Here is an 18,151-nt window from a genome sequence, read left to right on the forward strand (position 1 = left end):
CGCGGCCAGGAATAGAAAATTAGATGAAGTTAAAACAGTTAGTAGCAGCCGGAATGATTATTTCCAGTGCTAGCTTAGCCAACGCTGCGACACAAGACAGTAAGTTTGTCGTCGAAGATATTCGTGTTGAAGGGTTACAACGTGTCGCACTTGGTGCAGCGTTGACTTATTTGCCGGTGCAGGTTGGTGACGAGTTAAATACTTTTCGAGTGACGCAGCTCATTCGTTCTTTGTATTCATCCACGCACTTTGAAAATGTAGAAATTCTTAGAGACGGTAATGTTCTAGTAGTTCGTGTGGCAGAGCGCCCCACCATTAGTAACATCATTTTTGAAGGAAATGATGATATTAAAGATGAACAACTCCAGGAAAGTCTCGATGGAAATGGCGTTAGACTGGGTGAGCCTTTAGATAAAACCGTACTGACATCTATCGAGAACGGTCTAAAGGACTTTTTCTACAGTATCGGCAAATACAATGCGGACGTCACAGCCATTGTCACACCTCTTCCACGAAATCGTGTTGACCTAAAGCTTCTTTTCGAAGAAGGCGATGCTGCAGAAATCCAACAAATAAATATTGTTGGTAATAATCTTTTCTCTGATAAAGAGTTAATGGAAACGTTCGAGCTGCAATATGATACGCCGTGGTGGGATTTTCTCTCTGAAACACGATATCAACAGCAGACATTGCAAGGCGACATGGAAACGATGCGCAACTTCTATTTAAATAGAGGTTATTTGCGTTTCAACGTCGATTCGACACAGGTTTCAATGACCCCTGAAAAGTCTGGTATTTACATTGCCATGAACGTGACAGAGGGCGAGCAGTACACCATTTCAGATGTTGAGTTGGTTGGTGACGTGCTTGGGTATGAAGACTATATTGAGCGTGTGCTTCCCCTAACGCCGGGTGAGCTTTATAACCAAGCCGAAGTAACCTATACCGAAGAGTTTATCAGCAAGTATCTTGGCCGTTTCGGCTACGCCTATCCAACGGTAACCACCGTCCCGGACATTAACGATGAAGATAAGACCGTAAAGCTCACGTTAAGCGTTGACCCAGGTAAGCGCATTTACGTCAATCGCATTAAGTTTAACGGAAATATTGTTACTGCTGACGAAGTTTTACGCCAAAATGTCAGTCAAATGGAAGGTACCTGGCTCTCTAATAATTTGCTTGAGTCATCTAAGAATCAGCTATCTCGTCTTACCTATATGGAAGAGGTGGAATTTGAAACCATCCGTATTCCTGGTTCAGAGGATAAGGTAGACGTTGACTTTAACGTTAAAGAGCAGCCATCAGGTTCATTTAACGCGGGTATCGGTTATGGCGACAGAACTAAGCTAAGTTTGAACGCGGGTATTCAGCAAGATAATTTCTTGGGCACTGGTAAGCGCGTAGGGTTAAACCTAAGTACGGTATCTTATCAACGCTCTGCGCAAATCACCTATAACGACCCATTCTTTACCATCGACGGTATTAGTTTGGGAGGCAGTATTGGTTACAGTGAATTTGATGGCTCTGACTTTAACGTTATCCAGTACAACTCAAAGCAGTGGTCTGTAGGTGCCAATATCGGTTATCCAATTAATGAATTTAACCGTATTAACTTTGGCTTAACGTACAGTAACGTCGAACTGTTCAACCGTGGCTTTTACGAGCAAACAGAGCAATTTTACAGCCAGTTCTTAGACGGCAGTGACCCTGATGCTGCAGTAAAATATGACAGCTTCCAAGCAAGTGTTGCGTGGAGTCGAAGCACCTTAAACCGTGGTTTATTTCCAACGGCAGGTTCTTCACAACGTGCATCATTTAGCATAACCACACCTAACTCAGATGTTAATTTCTTTAAATCAGTATTTGATGGCAAGTGGTATTTCCCACTTTCACAAAACCAACGTTGGTCATTTCTGGCACGAATTCGTGTCGGGTATGGTAACGGCTATGGCGATATCAATGGCAACGAACAAATACTTCCCTTTACTGAAAACTTCACTGCGGGTGGTGCAGACTCGTTACGCGGTTTTGAAAATAATACCGTTGGTCCACGTGGTGTAATCCGTCAGTCTGGCGGAAATATAACGGGGCCGGGTGGCGTTGTTTATCCTATTGACCCATCTAATGACCAAATTGCTATTTCACGCAGAAGTTTAGGCGGGAACGCAATGGCGCTTGGTGGAATAGAGCTAATCGTTCCGACTCCATTCGTTGAAGAGGATATGGATAATTCGGTACGGACAAGTCTATTTGTAGATGTGGGTAACGTGTGGGATACTGAGTTTGATTATGATAAGTATCGCAGTCTAACGCAGCCCAATACCCAAGATGGGACACTATTGGACTATTCTGACTGGAGCCTATATCGTAGTTCCGCTGGTATTTCGGTACAATGGGTTTCTCCGATGGGGCCGATGGTTTTCAGTTTCTCTAGAGCGATTCAAGACCGAGATGGTGATGATGCAAGATTCTTCACTTTCAATATTGGTCAGACTTTCTAAAATACTAATACGGGCACATCGCAATAGCGTGTGCCTATAAAAAAAGATATACAAAAAGGAGTTCCTTTTGAAACAGTTGGTTAAACATATCGTTGCAGGTGCAATGTTGGGTAGTGCTCTAGTAAGCACTTCAGTAATGGCAGAACAAAAGCTTGCGGTTGTCGATGTTCAAGGTGTATTTCAAGCAATGCCTCAAGCGGCCGAAATACAGAACGCTATACAAATGGAGTTTAAAGACCAGCTAGAAGAAGTGAATCAACTTCAACGTGATGGTCAGTTTTTCGCTGAGCGTTTACAGCGCGACGCGGCTACGATGAGCGAAGCTGAGAAAAAGGATCTAGAGCAAAAGATTCTTAACGTACGCGAGCAGCTTACGACAAAAGGTCAGCCGCTTCAGCAGAATATTCAGCGCCGTAGCAACGAAGAACGTAATAAGCTTCTTGGTCTAATCAAGCAGGCTATCGACGCTGTAGCAGCAAAAGAAGGTTATGATGTTGTTCTTAATGCTGGCGCAGTTGCGTTTGCTAAAGAAGAGCACGACTTATCTGAGCAAGTATTACAGCAAGCAAGTAAAGCGAATTAATAACCACAATAAGTAGGTAGTACAAGGCGTAGTACCACTTTTGCACTGGTATAAATGTCAGACCAATATCCGAAAGGTGTTGGTCTGATTTGTTTTTCGCGCTGAACAGCGTATGGTTGCCGCCGTTTTTATTGTTTACACGGCGAGTACGACTAGCAGTAGGTCATGCTTGTAATTAGGAGAAAGTTTTTGGCCAATTCACTCAATACTATTGAAATTCAGGAAATAATGTCATTGTTACCACACAGGTATCCATTCTTGTTGGTTGACAGAGTGACAGATTATGTTCTGGGTGAATCAATCAAAGCATATAAAAATATCACTATCAATGAACCTTGCTTTACCGGTCATTTTCCCGGACAGCCTATTTTCCCTGGTGTTTTAATCCTTGAAGCATTGGCACAGGCAGCTGGTGTACTTGGCTTTAAAACGATGGGCCAGAGTGATAAATTGTATTTGTACGCTGGAATAGATAATGCGCGTTTTAAACGCCCTGTTGTTCCAGGCGATAAATTAGATTTCGATGTATGCTTGGTAAAAGAGCGCAGAGGAATTTGGAAGTTTAAAGGCACTGCTAGTGTAAACGGTGACGTTGCATGTACGGCAGAGTTTATGTGTGCAATGAGAGAGATAGCATAACGTGATTCATCCTACCGCGGTAATTTCAGATAGTGCGACTATTGGCGAAAATGTCACGATAGGGCCTTTTTGTGTCGTTGACGACCATGTCACTATAGGTGATGGCTGTATTTTAAAGTCGCACGTCGTTGTTCGTGGGCCCACCCGTATTGGCAAAAATAATAAGTTCTACCAGTTTTCCTCGATTGGAGAAGACTGCCAAGATAAAAAATATGCGGGTGAACGAACCGAACTGGTTATTGGTGATGATAATGAGTTTCGCGAAGGCGTCACGGTGCACCGAGGTACAATTCAAGACAATAGCATTACCGTTATAGGCTCTCGATGTTTATTGATGGTGAATGCACACGTTGCACACGATTGCGTACTGGGCAACGATATTATTTTGGCAAACAATGTTGCCATTGCTGGTCATGTTCATATCGACGATTTTGTTATTGTTGGCGGCGCGGTAGGCGTTCACCAGTTTTGTAAAATTGGGGCGCATGCGTTTTTGGGCGCAGGGGGAATTATCCTTCGCGATGTGCCGCCTTTTGTGATGGTTAGTGGCACCAAAAATATGCCTCAGGGTATCAACTCTGAAGGACTTAAGCGTCGCGGCTTCGATAAAGACGATGTGATGGCAATTAAGCGGGCCTATAAAACAATTTATCGAGAAGGCAATACCGTTGAGCAGGCCATAGAAAAACTTTCTTCGTCCGCTTCAAGTAGCCAGTCTGTTGCTGAAATGGTTACGTTCCTCAGTGAAGCCACGCGGGGTATCATACGCTAGTATGGTAGCGCCTATTCGGATTGGCATGGTTGCCGGAGAGCCCTCTGGTGATGTACTTGCTGCGGGCATGGTAGCTGAGCTTAAACGCCAATATCCTGATGCGGTAATTGAAGGAATTGGTGGTCCAAACATGCAGGCTGAGGGTTTTCGCAGCCTGTTTGATATGGAAACCCTTTCTGTTATGGGTCTCGTTGAGGTACTTAAACACCTCCCCGCCATTTTACGTGTGAAAAAGCAGTTACTGGCACATTTTGAAAAATATCCACCCGATATTTTTGTTGGTGTCGATGCGCCTGATTTTAATTTACGTATCGAAAAAACGCTTAAGTCACGCGGCATTAAAACCATTCATTACGTTAGCCCTACAATATGGGCGTGGCGCGAAAAACGCATTCACAATATCGCAAAATCAGTAAATCGTGTTCTGGGTTTATTCCCTTTTGAACAAAAGGTATATGATAAATATCAGGTGCCTTATACGTTTGTTGGCCACACGATGGCTGACAGTATTGATATAACCCCCAATCAGATGGCTGCGCGCGAAGCCTTAGCGGTAGCGGTTGATAACCCCTTACTTGCCGTTTTGCCAGGCTCACGTCGCACAGAAGTAGATACGCTGCTTCCAGTCTTTCTTGATACCATTGAAAAAATTCACAAAGTGCGGCCTGACATTCAGTTCGTTATTCCCGCAGTAAATGAACACCGCTTGGGGCAAATTCAGGCTATTATCGAAGCGTCAAACCGTAGCGGTACTCGCCTTCCTATAACCGTTACGCAAGGGACGGCCAGAGATGCAATGATCGCCAGTGATGTTATTTTATTAGCGTCTGGAACGGCGACATTGGAGGCGATGCTATGCAAACGTCCCATGGTTGCAGCCTACAAGCTGTCACCGTTGACGTACAAAATTATGCAGCGTTTATACAAAGCCCCATTTTTTACACTACCAAACCTGCTTGCGAATGAGCCGATAATACCTGAATTGCTACAAGACGACGTAAATGCAGATAATATGAGCAAGCAGCTGCTCGATTTGTTCGAACAAGACAATTCAGCGTTGATTTCTCGTTTTACAGCGCTTCACCATACGTTAAAATGCAACGCTGATAAAACGGCAGCTAAGGCTGTTCTGGAGGAATTGTTTGCATAAATTAATTGCAGGCGTTGACGAAGTAGGTCGCGGCCCGTTGGTCGGCGATGTCGTCACTGCTGCGGTCATACTTGACCCCAATAACCCTATCGAAGGGTTAACCGATTCAAAGAAGCTCAGCGAAAAAAAGCGCAATATTTTGTCACAAGAAATAAGACAAAAGGCGTTATGTTGGAGTATTGGTAGGGCGTCACCTCAGGAAATCGATAAACTTAATATTCTTTACGCCACCATGCTTGCCATGACCAGAGCCGTTGAAGGGTTACACGTTCAGCCAGAGTTTGTGCGCGTAGATGGCAACAGACTGCCTGTTTGGCATTATGCAGCAGAAGCCGTTGTTAAAGGCGATAGCTTACATGCTGAAATTTCCGCGGCATCAATCATTGCTAAAGTTGAACGTGACAATGATATGTTAACGCTCCATGAGGCCTATCCACAGTATAATTTTGCTGGACACAAAGGCTACCCGACTAAGGCACACTTTGAGGCACTCGCTGAATTTGGCGTGCTTGATTGTTACCGTAAAAGTTTCAAACCAGTCAAGGCACTACTAGAAGAGAAATAACGCTATGTCCTCGCCCTTTATTCACCTACGTGTACACAGCGACTATTCAATGATGGATGGGCTAAATAAAGTTAAGCCTATTTTAGGGAAAGTAGCAGAGTACGGCATGCCCGCGGTTGCCATTACTGACCAAATGAACATGTGCGGGCTGGTTAAGTTTTATTCTGAAGCGCACAACCGTGGCATTAAACCGCTTATCGGTGCAGATTTCTGGGTTACTAATGAAGCCTTTGGCAACGAGCCGTTCAGGCTAACGTTGCTAGCAATGAACAACGAAGGCTATAAGAACATTACGATTCTTATTTCAAAAGCCTATTTGCGAGGCCAACTTTCACATCGTGCTGTTATAGACCAAGCGTGGTTAGCTGAACATGCTGAAGGGGTTATCGTGCTTTCTGGGGGGCTCAACGGCGATATAGGCGTTGGGCTTACGAAAAACAACAGCAAAATACTTGATGCTTCACTCGCATTTTATACCACGCATTTTGCGGATCGTTTTTATCTTGAGCTGGTTCGAACAGGCAGAGCCGGCGAAGAAGATTACCTTCATAGAGCCATCGCGCTCGCTGAACAACATGGGCTTCCTGTCGTTGCGACGAATGAAGTGTGTTTCATCGATAAAGAGGGGTTTGAAGCGCACGAAATTCGAGTGTGTATCCACGATGGTTACACATTAGACGATAGCCGCCGCCCTAAGCGCTACAGCGAACAGCAATATTTGCGCAGCGCTGGAGAAATGGTCGAGCTTTTTAGCGATATTCCAGAAGCTATAGAGAATACGGTAGAAATTGCCAAGCGCTGTAATGTAACCGTTAGATTAGGGGAATACTTTCTACCTCAGTTTCCCACTGGTGGCATGACAACCGAAGACTTCTTGGTGAAAGTGTCTGAAGAGGGCTTAGAAGCCCGTCTAGCGTTTTTATTTCCGGATGAAAACGAAAGAAAAGAAAAACGTCCAGAGTACGACGACCGACTTCGTATCGAATTGGAAGTTATTAACCAAATGGGGTTCCCCGGTTACTTTCTGATCGTAATGGAATTTATTCAGTGGAGTAAGGACAACGGCATACCCGTTGGTCCAGGGCGGGGTTCTGGTGCAGGTTCATTGGTTGCTTATGCCCTCAGCATAACAGACCTTGATCCATTAGAATTCGACTTACTCTTCGAGCGATTCTTGAACCCTGAACGTGTTTCCATGCCCGACTTTGACGTCGATTTTTGTATGGATAGACGAGATGAAGTAATTGATCACGTTGCCGAGTTGTATGGACGACAAGCGGTATCGCAAATTATTACGTTCGGTACCATGGCAGCAAAAGCCGTGGTGCGCGATGTTGGGCGCGTATTAGGCCATCCATATGGCTTTGTTGACCGCATCTCAAAGTTAATACCCCCCGACCCTGGTATGACGCTCGAAAAAGCGTTTATCGCAGAACCTCGTTTACCAGAGGTATACCAAGACGATGAGGAAGTTAAAGATCTCATTGATATGGCTCGGATCCTTGAGGGCGTTACACGAAACGCAGGAAAACACGCTGGTGGTGTGGTTATTGCGCCTACCACCATCACTGATTTCTCGCCGCTTTATTGCGATGATGAGGGTAAAAACCCTGTTACCCAGTTTGATAAGAATGATGTAGAAACCGCAGGGCTTGTAAAGTTCGACTTCTTAGGTCTTCGAACCCTTACCATTATTCAATGGGCCATTGATATGATTAAGGAAGGGAAAGGCGTAGATATAGATATCTCCTCAATCCCTATAGAAGATCCGAAAAGCTTCCGTGTTCTACAAAACTCTGAAACTACCGCTGTATTCCAGTTGGAATCTCGCGGTATGAAAGAGTTAATAAAACGGCTAAAACCAGACTGTTTTGAGGATATTATCGCACTGGTAGCACTTTTCAGACCGGGCCCATTACAATCTGGAATGGTTGATAACTTTATTGACCGTAAGCACGGGCGAGAGGCTATCTCTTATCCGGATGCTGAATATCAGCACGAATGTTTGCAGGAAATTCTAGAGCCTACCTACGGCATCATCCTCTACCAAGAACAAGTCATGCAGATTGCCCAAGAGATGGCGGGATATTCTCTCGGTGGGGCTGATTTGCTTCGTCGTGCAATGGGTAAGAAAAAGCCCGAAGAGATGGCTAAGCAGCGAGGCGCATTCGCGGAAGGGTCGAAAAATAATAATATTGACCCTGATTTGGCAATGAAAATATTCGACCTCGTGGAAAAGTTCGCAGGATACGGATTCAACAAGTCTCACTCTGCGGCTTACGCATTAGTGTCATACCAAACGCTATGGTTAAAGGTCCATTACCCTGCTGAGTTTATGGCTGCGGTAATGTCCGCGGACATGGACAATACTGATAAAATTGTAACGTTAGTCGATGAATGTGAGCGCATGGGAATAGAAATATTGCCGCCTGATCTCAATAAGGGTAAACATAAATTTACCGTAGATAGCGAAGGACGTATTGTTTATGGGATTGGTGCTATCAAAGGCGTCGGTGAAGGTCCTATTGAGGCTATTATCGAAGCGCGTGAGACACAAGGTGCGTTCAAAGATTTGTTCGACTTTTGTGCCAAACTTGATATCAAACGCGTAAACAAGCGTGTGCTAGAAAAACTCGTTTTATCAGGTGCAATGGACAACTTAGGTCCGCATCGCGCTACGTTGATGGCCACGCTACCTGAGGCCCTCGCCGCAGCGGGTCAACATGCGAAAGCAGAGTCGTTTGGGCAATCAGATATGTTTGGATTGTTAACGACTGAACCTGATGAGGTCGAGCAAGCATTCGCCGATGTTCCTCGCTGGCCAGAAAAAGTCTGGTTAGAAGGGGAAAAAGATACATTAGGCCTTTATCTAACGGGTCACCCTATTAATCAATACGCGCTTGAAATTCGTCACTATACTGACGGTCGATTAGTCGACTTGAAACCAACAGGGAAAGACCAAATGGCAAGCGCTGTTGGTCTGGTCCTTGGGGTACGAGTAATGATGAATAAACGCGGTAAGCGATGGGCTATTGTGACACTGGACGATAAGAGTGCCAGAATAGACGTACGTTTCTTCCCAGATATGTTTGAACAGTTCGAAAGTGTGCTAGAAACAGATAGAATTTTGCTCATAAAGGGACAGGTCAGCTTTGATGATTTCTCTGGGGGCAATACAATCACCGCCCGTGATGTGATGGACATTGTTCAAGCACGAGAAAAAAATGCGAGAGCGCTGGCCTTGAATGTAGATACCCAGTCGCTTGAACCGACTAAAATTGGTCAAATGCAATCTATCTTACAGAACTTTAACGGCGGTAGTTGCCCAGTTCAACTGGTCGTGACACACCCTGATGCAGAAGCAGTGATAGCATGCGGTGCCAAATGGTATATAACGCCTGAAGATCAGCTTTTGCACGATCTCAAACAGTGTTTGGGAGAAAAAGCCGTTTCAATTCTCTACCATTAAGGGTGAGAGTTAGATAGATTGGACATCTAGCGTTTGCATTAACGAACGCAGTAAGAATAGGACATGAAATGAGTATACAGTTTTTGGACTTTGAACAGCCTATAGCCGAATTAGAAGCAAAAATTGAAGAGCTAAGGTTAGTTAATCAAGGTGGCGAGTTTGATGTAGGTATTGAAGAAGAAATCAATAAACTACGAACGAAAAGTGCTGATCTTACCAAAAAGATATTTTCAGACTTAGGAGCGTGGCAAGTGTCGCAACTGGCACGTCATCCTATGCGACCTTATACATTAGATTATATTCCCCGCATTTTTACTGAATTTGATGATCTAGCGGGAGACCGCGCATTTGCTGATGATAAAGCCATTGTGGGTGGTCCAGCGATGCTTGATGACCAACCGGTTATGGTTATTGGTCATCAAAAAGGGCGCGATACCAACGAGAAAATAAAACGAAACTTCGGTATGCCTAAACCCGAAGGCTATCGTAAAGCGCTGCGTCTCATGAAAATGGCGGAACGATTCAGTCTGCCCATCATTACCTTCATCGACACCCCAGGCGCTTATCCGGGCGTAGGTGCTGAGGAGCGTGGACAAAGTGAAGCGATCGCGAAAAACCTATTTGAAATGGCCGAGTTAACAGTGCCTATTATCTGTACCGTTATCGGTGAAGGGGGCTCTGGTGGCGCATTGGCCATTGGTGTTGGCGATCGCGTTAACATGCTCCAGTATTCAACGTACTCGGTAATTTCTCCCGAAGGATGCGCATCCATTTTGTGGAAAAGTGCAGAAAAAGCACCTTTGGCAGCAGAGGCAATGGGCGTCAGCGCGGGTCAGATCAAAGAGCTAGGGCTAATTAATAGCATTGTCGAAGAGCCGTTAGGTGGGGCACACCGTGACCACAATGGTATGGCAGCAAATTTAAAAGCAGTGCTTAAACAGCAACTGAGCCAGTTGAAAGGTCTCGATACGTCGAACCTTATGGATGAACGTTATCAACGACTGATGTCGTTTGGGTATTGCTAGATAAGGCTTAAGTTTCCTAGTGTCTAAAGTTTTTGCGCATGTTGATAGTGTTTTAGCGTCATCGTTACGAGCGGTTAGCGCATCGTCTCCCGTCGTCGTGGCTTACAGTGGCGGTATAGATTCAACGCTACTATTGCATGCGGTTCACGCCTACTGCGAAGCTCATCAGCATCCAATTACCGCGGTGTATGTCAATCATGGGCTTAGCGACAATGCTGATGCGTGGGCAAGACACTGTCGCGTCTCTTGTGATTTTCTTGATGTTCCCTTTTATGAAATAAAGGTTCATGTGGAAACAGGTGCGCGCATGAGTGTTGAGGCACAAGCACGAAAGGCGCGTTACCGCGCATTGGACAAATTTTGTCAGTCTCACAATGGCGTGTTATGTCTTGGACAGCATGCACAAGATCAAATTGAAACCGTGTTGTTGCAACTTAAGCGTGGGGCAGGGCCACAAGGTTTAAGTGGGATGGCGGGCATGCAATGGCGAAATAATGTGCTTACCCTTCGCCCCCTTTTGTCCATCGATAAACCTGAGATAGTTAAAGAAGCGAATGAACGTAGACTGCACTGGATTGAAGATGAGTCAAATGCTGATAATTCGTTTGAGCGTAATTTTTTGCGTAACGATGTACTTCCCGTGCTTAACCAAAAGTGGCCTCAACTTTTTAAAACGGTAGCACGAAGTGCTGCGTTATGTGCAGAGCAAACAGCATTACTGGATGATATTACGCAAGAGCGTCTAGCGATGTGTGCCATAGACGCTGACAAACTAAGCATTTGTGTACTGCAAACATTCGATGACAAATGGCAACGCGCGATAATCCGAGCATGGTTCGAAAAGCACAGTGTGCAATATCCGTCATTTGCACAGCTTGGTGAAATAACCAAAATGCTAATTGCAAGACAGGATGCAAAACCCGAAGTGTTTTTCCCTTGGGGTAAGCTTGCACGACACGATGGTGCCATTTATTGGTTAGTTTCTCGTTGTGATACCATTCCATCTAAAATGGCATTAGCGCTTGATGAGTTAGTCGAGTTAACGTGGCTAGACACTGCGATAACAGCGCGTTATGAAGGGAAAGACACCCCTTCTCTGTGTTTAAAAACCAATATTAGAGCTGACAAAGTTAAACCGAAAGGTGCGGGGGTTTCTAAGCCTTTAAAGCATTGGTTTAAACAATGGAAGATACCGGTGTGGGAGCGAACGCACATAGGCGTTATTTATAATTATGACGAGCCGATAGCGATAGTGTTTTCGACACATGTTACCGAGTTAACTACCATGCCTTCAGGGTTGACGGTTACTGTTAAGTAATGCAGGGCACGGATATCGGTAGGGCAATAGTTTGCCCTATGCGGCATAGTAATTATTTTTCCCTGACTGTTTTACTTGGTACAGCGCATTGTCGGCACGGTCAAAAATTGACGTCACCGATTCACCCTCGCGATACAGAGCGCCACCTAGGCTGCAAGATACGCCCATTCGTGATAAGTATGCTGAGCTGTTAATCGCCGCCTTGATACGTAGCGCAGCACATTCTAATTGTTGCTGTGTTTGGCAATCAAGGACACAACAGAACTCGTCACCACCGAACCTAAACAATTCGTCTTCATCACGCAGTACGTGAGCAAGCTGAGATGCGACGTTCATAAGTACTTTGTCACCTTCAAGGTGGCCGAATGAGTCATTAACGGCTTTAAAATTATCAAGGTCAATCACCAGTAGGGCAAAAGCCTCTTGATGGCGATGTGACCAGGCAATTGCACGGGTTAACGCACTATCAAAACCTGCTCTATTTCCAAGCCCTGTAAGCATATCTTTCGTCGCCATTTGATGCATGGCCCGAAATGAAAGTGCATGTGCAACTTGCTTTTCAAACAAGCAATGTAGTTGGTCTAAAATATCTTTTTGCGAAATACTTAAGGTTTGATAGAAAAAGTAATAAGCATTTGACGCGTCGTTGCTCGTACAAACGTTTTGCTTAAGCGGTAACTCAACGTGTATCGCTGATATTTTGGCTTCGCCATAGATAAGGCGTGCGTCGAAGTCAGTAAGGCTAAGACCTTCTAAAGGAAGATACTTTTTAACAGCATGAAAGTAGATTGAACCAAGTTCTTCAAGTTCAATGGTCGATAGTAATTGACCTACAAATGCCGTAATGTCGCTTGCTGTCATCACATGATCTACGCTTGATGGCGGATAAAAACTATTGTGCTGCGTGTTATCGTAAATCACTGTCGATAAGTCCACACGACCCCCTTTGCGCAGTATTATGCTACGCGTGTGTAAATTGTCGTCAAAGCCATGGCGCGATATGTAAATAAAGCGGCAATATTTGCCGTAATTGGGCACTTTGACATGGAATAGTCAAGATAATGCAAACTAGATGCCATAAAGTGTGAGATAGATAGGGATATAGCGCTACACGATTACATTTGGCGTGCACTTAAATTACGTTAGTTGAGTATCTTTCTGACGCAAACCAGTGCAATACGTCTATTATATTGTTTATAAATAAACGTTTTTTTCAAAATAGGGAGTGAACTTTTGGGAACGGGGTTTGTGTCTATTATTGCGTTAATGACCATTGCGGTATGCTGCGTAGCCGTGTTTAAAAGGCTTCACTTGCCGCCGATTTTAGCTTACCTATTCGCCGGAATTTTGGCAGGTCCACAGATTTTAGTGCTGTTCGCTCACCCACAAGAGATGCACCTTCTTGCCGAGGTCGGCATTGTTTTTCTACTTTTCTCACTCGGTCTTGAGTTCTCACTTCCGAAGCTACTCGCTATGAGGTCCCTCGTGTTCGGTGTGGGTGCCGGACAGATGATTACAACGACGTTTATTTTTACATTGGTACCTTATTTCTTTGGTCTATCGTTGTCGGCCTCTATCATTATCGGCGGGACATTAGCACTTAGCTCTACAGCAATTGTCATAAAGCAGGCAACGGAGATGGGGATTTTAAATAATCGGCGAACACAGTTGGCTATCAGCATTCTCTTATTTCAGGATTTGGCTGTCGTACCTTTCCTTATTGCCATCCCATTACTGGCAAGTAGTGGTGATACGAGTATTGCACTTGCGCTAGGGCAAGCATTATTGAAAGGTATTTTTGTCATTGCATTTTTGATGTCAGTTGGTAAGTGGTTACTACCATGGCTGTTTAGAGAAGTAGCGAGAACTCGTACTGATGAACTATTTGTTTTAACGACGATATTGGTGGCACTACTTGCAGGTGGCATAACGTACTACTTCGGCTTGTCAATGGCGTTAGGTGCATTCTTAGCGGGTATGATGCTAGGCGAGAGTCAGTATAAATATCAATTGGAAGCCGATATTAGACCGTTCAGAGATATTCTGATGGGACTATTTTTTGTCACGGTAGGAATGCAGTTAAACCTGTATGCATTGTGGGATAACCTCTTCACAATCTGCCTTGGTGTACTTGCTCTGATGGTCGTTAAAATTGGGTTAGTAAGACTGGCATCGTTGTTGGTACAAACTGATGCGGTTGATGGATGGTCCGCGGGTGTTAAGCTTTGTCAAATTGGCGAATTCAGCTTTGTTATCGCAGCGTTGGCAACACAGTATGGTGTGTTAACGTCTGAGCAGTCCTCAGTCATTGTAAGTATGGGGATTATCAGCATGGCGCTCACTCCTTGGTTGATGGAGAATAGTGTAAAGATTGCGCGTTACCTTGTCAGTAATAATGCTGACGCATTGGTGGAAGAAATTCCATTGGACACATCAAGCTTAGCTAAGCATGTCGTTATTTGTGGGTTTGGAAGAGTGGGACAGTCGGTTGCCCGCATGCTGAAGATGGAAGGGATACACTTCGTCGCTATTGATATGGATCCCGTTCGTGTACACGAAAGTCGAAACGCGGGGGAGCCGGTACTTTTTGGGGATGCTAGCCAGCGGGATATTTTAGATTCAGCTCAAGTATCTACCGCAAGTCTCATTCTTGTGACGTTTGATGAAACCGAAAAGGCCAAGCAGGTCATTACGCAAACACATCAAATTAAGCCTGATGTGGATGTGATGGTTAGAACAAAGCGTGACTATCACTTAGAAGGGCTTTATAACGCGGGGGCGAATCAAGTTGTGCCTGAACTACAAGAGGGCAGTTTGATGCTTATTTCGCAAGTTCTTCATTATGCTGGCGTTCCCATGTCTAGAATATTAAAACGGGTAAGGGCAGAACGGAAAGGGCGTTACGATCACCTTCATGGTTTTTATCCTGGAGAAACCACAGAGATAACGTATGGAACGGAAGACAAATTAGAGTTTATTCACGCAGTGGTCCTGTCGTCTCATGCGTCATGCATAGGGAAAAAAATTAAAGATATCGATTTTGCAAGGCTGCGGGTATCAGTAAAGGGGCTCAGGCGAAACGGAAAAGAGCTGATTGACCCAGATTTAGAGGCAGTGTTGCAACCTCACGATGTGTTAGTTATCGCAGGCAAACCGAGACGAGTAGAGCGGGCAGAGCGCCGGTTACTCGAAGATAGTTAATTTACACAAGCCATAACGCGGATGGAGGCACTTTATTGCAGTAGCGAAAGTGCCAATCACAAGCGATGATCAAATAAGCATGTGCAACGAACGATTAGGCGACTTTATCTTTTTCTAAATCAGCAAACTGACGTTTTAAGTCGTATTTTTCATCGGTCACAATCTTTTCTAACACAGACACGCGTTCTTTCAATGCTGCGATATCAGCCTGATAACTGTCTCTTTCTTTTGCAGATAGCTTTTTGTTGCTTTTATCTTTTGCTCTATCGACAATAGAAACAATGGCCCAAGCAACAATGGCTACAATGGCAATAGCAGTCGTGTTCATAGTTAAGTCCCTCTTATTTTTCGATGTTTAATATGGGAAAGCCGCGATGCTTAGTGCTTCCCTATATCTGTGTTCATATATTGAGCATACTTAATTGACTATACATAATCGTAGCACATAGCCATAGTAATAAAGTGCAATTAAATATGTCGCAACACGTTAGTATTAATATTTATAATTTATGTTTGCAAAAGTTCTGCCAAAATATAAAAATCATACTTTTCAGTAGTTTGGGGTAAAATGAAGTTAGTTAATACATACAACATAATTAAATTAACTCACGTAATGGCTAATTTGACCAATGATTGAACATACTCACCAAATGGTATCGATGGATGAAGATATTCGTTGGATGGAACATGCGCTAATGCTTGCTGAGCATGCCGAAGCGGCCGGTGAAGTGCCCGTGGGTGCCTGTGTCGTGCACAACGGAGAGGTTGTCGGAGAGGGGTGGAATACGCCAATAATCGACAATGACCCCTCGGCCCATGCCGAAATGCAAGCCGTTCGTCGAGCGGCAAAAAAGTTAAGTAATTACCGCATTATCGATACCACGCTCTATGTCACCCTAGAACCATGTTCCATGTGCGCAGGCATGCTCGTCCATGCCAGAGTGGGTCGTGTCGTTTTTGGAGCACGTGACGCGAAAACGGGGGCAGCAGGTTCGGTCATGAACCTTCTTCAACACCCTGCACTTAATCATCATATTGATGTGACAGCTGAGGTTCTATCAGAGCAATGCGCAGAAAAAATATCAGCCTTTTTTAAAAGGCGAAGGGAAGAGAAGAAAAAAGCGAAGCAAGCTAAAAAGTGTTAGCGCTCACTGTTACGTGTCAGTTGCGTGAACATATCACTGGTTACATAAAGCTTACGGCGTTGAAGTACTTTTTGATGCATTTTTTTGAGCATTAAGCGTCGTCTATTGTTATTTTTCAATTTAATTCCTTTTTTCATCACTCGGTTTCGTTTCATTACACCGCCCTGTCATTTTAAGATAAAGCATAATGTTATATTGCGGCAGCGGCCGATTTTTTCATTATGCTACGCACAATAAATGACATCTAAATGACAGTTTTCAAGGTAACGAGTTTAAATTTTTCCTTGTTCATTTAGCCATACTAAGCTGTCGTAATATCGACGAATATTTTCGACATATTGAAGCGCTTCATCGCCCCTCGCATAACCATAGCGGGTTGTTCTATAATATTTTTTTTGCCTAAGTTGAGGAAGGCGTTGCTTTACGTCTACCCATAGGTCAGGGTTGCCCCCCTGTCGTTGTGTTAAAACTCTAGCGTCTTCCAAGTGCCCCATACCGATATTGTACGCAGCCATTGCCATCCAAATTCTATCTGGATTGTCTATGCGTGCTGGTATACGACTTAGAAGACTTGCGAAATAGCGAGCGCCTCCGCGAATACTTTGTTCTGGGTCGGTTCTATCTTCTATTTTCCAATCGTTTGCAGTTGCCAGAGTAAGCATCATTAAACCACGTACACCGGTCTTAGAAACCGCGTTAGGATCCCAATGACTTTCTTGATAGCTCATCGCGGCAAGAAGACGCCAGTCGAGGTCTCCTGCATAGGCTTCGAATAAAGATTTGTAGCGGGTAAGTGTTTGTTCCGCCGCTCGGTTAAACGCGCGGCTATCCACATAATCAAATTGGCGAATATGTCCGAAGTATTTTTCTTCCAATACCGTAAACCATCCTGATTGATGAACGGTACCAAAATATTCGATAAGCGCGGCTTTTACTGAATCGTCTTGCTGCTTTGGCATTGCCCACGCCATCGGCATAGCTTCTGCCAAGGTAAGCGATGTGGCAAGGTTTGGATATCTCCGGCGCTGAAGTGCTAAACGATTGCTGTCAGCGATTGTGTAATCAATTTTGCCTTCCGCCACGTTCTGAAGAAGCTCTTCTGCATCTGACTCATCGGTAGTGACCATGAAAACGTCACCTCCAGTGTCGACACTGGCAAGCAAATAGGCCTGACTGCTACCAGAAATAGTCACAATAGGCGTTTGTAGTGAATCAATGCTTTTTGGGCGGTCATCGCCTGCGCGATATACCAAATATTGTGTTACATCTAGATAGGACGGGCCAAATGAAAAACGTTGTTCGATGTCCGCTGTCACTGCGTCGCCAGTCGCAACGATATCTAAATGCCCTTCTTCAAGCTGTGAAAGCATGGCGTCGTAGGAATAGAACGGATATAAATCAAGTTTCACGCCCAGATAGTCAGCGAAACCGGCTAATAATTCATACTCAAAACCCTGTGGTCCATCTGCGCCACTATAGTAAGTTGCAGCTCCATATAAGGTTCCTACTTTTATACTTTTTCTTTCAAGCAGTGTTGCCAGGGCATTAGGGATCGAAGGGACACCACAACTTGTCAATAGAATACATAAAGCGATAACAACGCTACAAATGAATCGCTTTTTGTATACCAATATTCGCATATCTTCAGTCTTTCACTATTTTATTAAGGTTATTTAAAAAAAAAGTCGGGTTACGGATGGATGCAGGTTACCAACGAGTGATAATTCATCTATAATCCGCGCCGAAATATTCATCAATTAAAGAGGCACGCGTCCCTTTAGTG

At 44.4% G+C, this 18,151-nt stretch carries 15 protein-coding genes; 11 read left to right on the plus strand and 4 right to left on the minus strand.

Going from position 1 to position 18,151, the window contains the following annotated elements; all coding sequences use genetic code 11:
• The first annotated feature begins 23 nt into the window (after positions 1-23).
• The 9 genes from bamA (at position 24) to tilS (ending at position 12,022) form a co-directional block, all read left to right on the plus strand.
• Positions 24-2,501, plus strand: coding sequence for an outer membrane protein assembly factor BamA (gene bamA / locus ACOJRU_RS04365; protein ID WP_421133827.1), 2,478 nt, complete (start codon positions 24-26; stop codon positions 2,499-2,501).
• Positions 2,502-2,568: 67 nt separating this feature from the next.
• On the plus strand, positions 2,569-3,084 hold the full coding sequence (locus tag ACOJRU_RS04370; protein ID WP_421133828.1) for an OmpH family outer membrane protein: 516 nt from the start codon (positions 2,569-2,571) through the stop codon (positions 3,082-3,084).
• 189 nt (positions 3,085-3,273) lie between these two features.
• Positions 3,274-3,723 (plus strand): 3-hydroxyacyl-ACP dehydratase FabZ, encoded by a 450-nt coding sequence (fabZ, locus tag ACOJRU_RS04375; protein WP_421133829.1) that lies wholly within the window; start codon positions 3,274-3,276, stop codon positions 3,721-3,723.
• A 1-nt stretch (position 3,724) separates the two neighbouring features.
• Entirely contained in the window at positions 3,725-4,495 is a 771-nt protein-coding gene (gene lpxA, locus ACOJRU_RS04380) for an acyl-ACP--UDP-N-acetylglucosamine O-acyltransferase (RefSeq protein ID WP_421133830.1), read from the plus strand.
• 1 nt (position 4,496) lies between these two features.
• Positions 4,497-5,645: a lipid-A-disaccharide synthase gene (gene lpxB, locus ACOJRU_RS04385; protein ID WP_421133831.1), complete on the plus strand. Its 1,149-nt coding sequence runs from the start codon at positions 4,497-4,499 to the stop codon at positions 5,643-5,645.
• Complete coding sequence (rnhB, locus tag ACOJRU_RS04390) at positions 5,638-6,210, plus strand: ribonuclease HII (protein ID WP_421133832.1); 573 nt, start codon at positions 5,638-5,640, stop codon at positions 6,208-6,210. The genes lpxB and rnhB overlap by 8 nt, the downstream gene beginning before the upstream one ends.
• 4 nt (positions 6,211-6,214) lie before the next feature.
• Positions 6,215-9,679, plus strand: coding sequence for a DNA polymerase III subunit alpha (gene dnaE, locus ACOJRU_RS04395; RefSeq protein WP_421133833.1), 3,465 nt, complete (start codon positions 6,215-6,217; stop codon positions 9,677-9,679).
• Positions 9,680-9,747: 68 nt separating this feature from the next.
• Positions 9,748-10,704 (plus strand): acetyl-CoA carboxylase carboxyl transferase subunit alpha, encoded by a 957-nt coding sequence (gene accA, locus ACOJRU_RS04400; protein WP_421133834.1) that lies wholly within the window; start codon positions 9,748-9,750, stop codon positions 10,702-10,704.
• A 19-nt stretch (positions 10,705-10,723) separates the two neighbouring features.
• Positions 10,724-12,022 carry a tRNA lysidine(34) synthetase TilS gene (tilS, locus tag ACOJRU_RS04405; protein WP_421133835.1) on the plus strand — a complete coding sequence of 433 codons (1,299 nt, stop codon included), beginning with the start codon at positions 10,724-10,726 and terminating at the stop codon, positions 12,020-12,022.
• Positions 12,023-12,058: 36 nt separating this feature from the next.
• Here the strand turns inward: tilS and ACOJRU_RS04410 are convergent, their stop codons facing one another.
• Positions 12,059-12,958, minus strand: coding sequence for a GGDEF domain-containing protein (locus ACOJRU_RS04410; protein WP_421133836.1), 900 nt, complete (start codon positions 12,956-12,958; stop codon positions 12,059-12,061).
• A gap of 330 nt (positions 12,959-13,288) precedes the next feature.
• Here ACOJRU_RS04410 and ACOJRU_RS04415 point away from each other — a divergent pair, with 330 nt between their 5' ends.
• Positions 13,289-15,223 carry a cation:proton antiporter gene (locus tag ACOJRU_RS04415; RefSeq protein ID WP_421134720.1) on the plus strand — a complete coding sequence of 645 codons (1,935 nt, stop codon included), beginning with the start codon at positions 13,289-13,291 and terminating at the stop codon, positions 15,221-15,223.
• Positions 15,224-15,317: 94 nt separating this feature from the next.
• On the opposite strand, the gene ACOJRU_RS04420 is transcribed toward ACOJRU_RS04415, so the two are convergent.
• A complete protein-coding gene (locus tag ACOJRU_RS04420) occupies positions 15,318-15,551 on the minus strand; it encodes a hypothetical protein (protein ID WP_421133837.1) in 234 nt (77 codons plus the stop codon).
• Between the two features lie 301 nt (positions 15,552-15,852).
• Between ACOJRU_RS04420 and tadA the strand changes: the two genes are divergently transcribed.
• Positions 15,853-16,368 (plus strand): tRNA adenosine(34) deaminase TadA, encoded by a 516-nt coding sequence (gene tadA, locus ACOJRU_RS04425; protein ID WP_421133838.1) that lies wholly within the window; start codon positions 15,853-15,855, stop codon positions 16,366-16,368.
• Here tadA and ACOJRU_RS04430 read toward each other — a convergent pair.
• Complete coding sequence (locus tag ACOJRU_RS04430) at positions 16,365-16,523, minus strand: hypothetical protein (RefSeq protein ID WP_421133839.1); 159 nt, start codon at positions 16,521-16,523, stop codon at positions 16,365-16,367. The genes tadA and ACOJRU_RS04430 overlap by 4 nt on opposite strands.
• Positions 16,524-16,640: 117 nt before the next feature.
• Complete coding sequence (mltF, locus tag ACOJRU_RS04435; protein ID WP_421133840.1) at positions 16,641-18,008, minus strand: membrane-bound lytic murein transglycosylase MltF; 1,368 nt, start codon at positions 18,006-18,008, stop codon at positions 16,641-16,643.
• Positions 18,009-18,151 lie beyond the last annotated feature (143 nt).

Origin of the sequence: Alteromonas algae (genome assembly GCF_049117195.1) — a bacterium.
Classification (GTDB): Bacteria; Pseudomonadota; Gammaproteobacteria; order Enterobacterales; family Alteromonadaceae; genus Alteromonas.

What these genes read in the sequence shown, in the direction of transcription:
- bamA (WP_421133827.1), top strand. Translation starts at nt 24, where the DNA reads ATGAAGTTAAAACAGTTAGTAGCAGCCGGAATGATTATTTCCAGTGCT.
- lpxB (WP_421133831.1), top strand. Translation starts at nt 4,497, where the DNA reads ATGGTAGCGCCTATTCGGATTGGCATGGTTGCCGGAGAGCCCTCTGGT.
- dnaE (WP_421133833.1), top strand. Translation starts at nt 6,215, where the DNA reads ATGTCCTCGCCCTTTATTCACCTACGTGTACACAGCGACTATTCAATG.
- accA (WP_421133834.1), top strand. Translation starts at nt 9,748, where the DNA reads ATGAGTATACAGTTTTTGGACTTTGAACAGCCTATAGCCGAATTAGAA.
- ACOJRU_RS04415 (WP_421134720.1), top strand. Translation starts at nt 13,289, where the DNA reads ATGACCATTGCGGTATGCTGCGTAGCCGTGTTTAAAAGGCTTCACTTG.
- ACOJRU_RS04420 (WP_421133837.1), bottom strand. Translation starts at nt 15,551, where the DNA reads ATGAACACGACTGCTATTGCCATTGTAGCCATTGTTGCTTGGGCCATT.
- tadA (WP_421133838.1), top strand. Translation starts at nt 15,853, where the DNA reads ATGATTGAACATACTCACCAAATGGTATCGATGGATGAAGATATTCGT.
- ACOJRU_RS04430 (WP_421133839.1), bottom strand. Translation starts at nt 16,523, where the DNA reads ATGAAACGAAACCGAGTGATGAAAAAAGGAATTAAATTGAAAAATAAC.
- mltF (WP_421133840.1), bottom strand. Translation starts at nt 18,008, where the DNA reads ATGCGAATATTGGTATACAAAAAGCGATTCATTTGTAGCGTTGTTATC.